Source organism: Ruegeria aquimaris, from assembly GCF_025751555.1.
GTDB lineage: Bacteria > Pseudomonadota > Alphaproteobacteria > Rhodobacterales > Rhodobacteraceae > Ruegeria_B > Ruegeria_B aquimaris.
In genome coordinates, this window is record NZ_JAOWLB010000056.1 from 1 (window position 1) to 1,968 (window position 1,968).

Annotated in this window: 2 protein-coding genes; one reads left to right on the forward strand and one right to left on the reverse strand. The window is 54.5% G+C overall.

Annotation, left to right across the window (positions count from 1 at the left end; genetic code table 11):
• Window positions 1-1,611: Ig-like domain-containing protein (locus OE747_RS24530; protein WP_263831052.1), on the forward strand; the 1,611-nt coding region annotated here is incomplete at its 5' end.
• A gap of 76 nt (window positions 1,612-1,687) precedes the next feature.
• Here OE747_RS24530 and OE747_RS24535 read toward each other — a convergent pair.
• Window positions 1,688-1,968: IS3 family transposase (locus OE747_RS24535; protein ID WP_263831053.1), on the reverse strand; the 281-nt coding region annotated here is incomplete at its 5' end.

Here is a 1,968-nt window from a genome sequence, read left to right on the forward strand (position 1 = left end):
CTCTCCGACGGCCAGGGCGGCAGCGATACCGCCACCGTCACCGTCACCGTCACCCCGGTCAACGACGCCCCCGTCGCCAACAGCAACTACGCGATCACCGACCAAGACGTACCGGTCACATTCGACGTCATTGCAAATGACACCGATGTCGATGGCGACACACTTGAACTCGCTGCCGTCGGCAGTGCGACCAACGGATCCGTCAGCTTTGACGGAAATTCGGTAACTTACACTCCGAACGCAGATTTTTACGGCGTCGACACGTTCACCTATACGGTCTCCGACGGCCAGGGCGGCAGCGACACCGCCACCGCAGTTGTCGTTGTCGGACAAGACGTGACCACGCTGCCAGACGATGTACCGGTTTCAATCATCTTCAATCCTGAAACACCCGGAGACCCGCCCGGATCATTCCTGTTGGAAGTGCTGCCGACTTCATCAACGGCGATAAACCTTCTCATTGCCATGGACAGTTCGGGAAGCATCACACAGAACGGGTGGACCGATCTTTTGAACTCGGTGTCGTCAGCGCTCGACACGTTGGCTGATCAGTTCGACGGTGCCGCTACCGATGTCAACGTATTCCTCACTTCCTACGCGGCCTCGGCGAGCACCATTGGGCCATTCAATCTTGTGGACGATCATGCCGACCTGATCACTCAACTGAATAACCTGCCGTTCCTGGCAGGGTCCACCAGTTGGGAGTCGGCCTTCAACGAAGCCAACAGTATATTCAGCGGACAGAACCCGGATGATGCCAATATCATGTATTTTATCACCGACGGAAATCCGCTGCCGCATACACAAGACTGGCAGGGAGCCCTCGAAAATCTCAACAACAACGTGGAAGTTGATATCGAGGCATTTGCCGTAGGACCAAACGTAACCCTTTCGAACCTTGACATCGTCGATTCAGACGGAACCGCGACGTCGGTCACGACACCCGCCGCAATCGCGAATGCACTGGGTGAAACACCGCTGTTCAATGCGCAATTGATCGATTTTTCACTCTCACTCAATGTCGATGGTATCGATCTGGGAGTAATTGCCGACGAGAACAGCAGCGCGGTGACAACGAGTGGCCTCAACTACTCGGTGGCGCTTCAAGACATTCCGAACATCGAAACTCTCTTGGGCTCGATAAACGTGTTCTCTGCGACGGCGACGTTCGACCTCGACGGCGACGCCGCCACGACAAGCGACCAGATCGATCTTTTTGCCGGCGGCGTCATCGAGATAACACCATCCGTGGCCAAAACTGCACTCTTCGCGCCATCAACTGACAAAACCGGCGACCCGTCCGAGGCACCGTTCATGCTGTCAGACGACACATTGCCAGTTTATTATCAGACTTCTCTATCCACCTCTGTAACCGGAAAGTCCTCTTCGAATTTCTTCCAAATGGAACTTTCAGATCTTCTGAGCGCTGAGACAGAACCGGCGGACATGTTGCTACAAAACGGCATTTTTGGCGAAACAATTCAAGGGGAACACAGTGTGATCTCCGGCGTCAACGGCAGCCAACCAGATTTTGAAGCGATCAGTCTTATCGGAATCTACGGTTCGTTCGGTTTGGAGGAAGTCACTGCAAGCACACTGCCTACAACTTAGGCTGGGCGCTATTGGGGAGCCTCCGATAAACCCGGGGCGTGTGTGAATGCACCCTGTCTGAGGTGCCCCTAGTTTCCTAGACACCTGCCTGTTTCAGTTTGAGCTGTCTGATTTCGAAGTCAACGGGCGACAGCATGCCGTTGTTCGTGTGCTTGCGTTTTGGGTTGTAGAACAGCTCGATGTATTCGAACACGTCACGCCTTGCGTCGTTGCGTGTCGGATATGTCCGCCGCCTAATCCGTTCCCGTTTCAGAAGCTGGAAGAAGCTCTCTGCGACGGTGTTATCATGGCAATTACCGCGTCTGCTCATGCTCGGTTCCAGATTGTGCTGGTGTAGAAACATCTGCCACTCTCGGC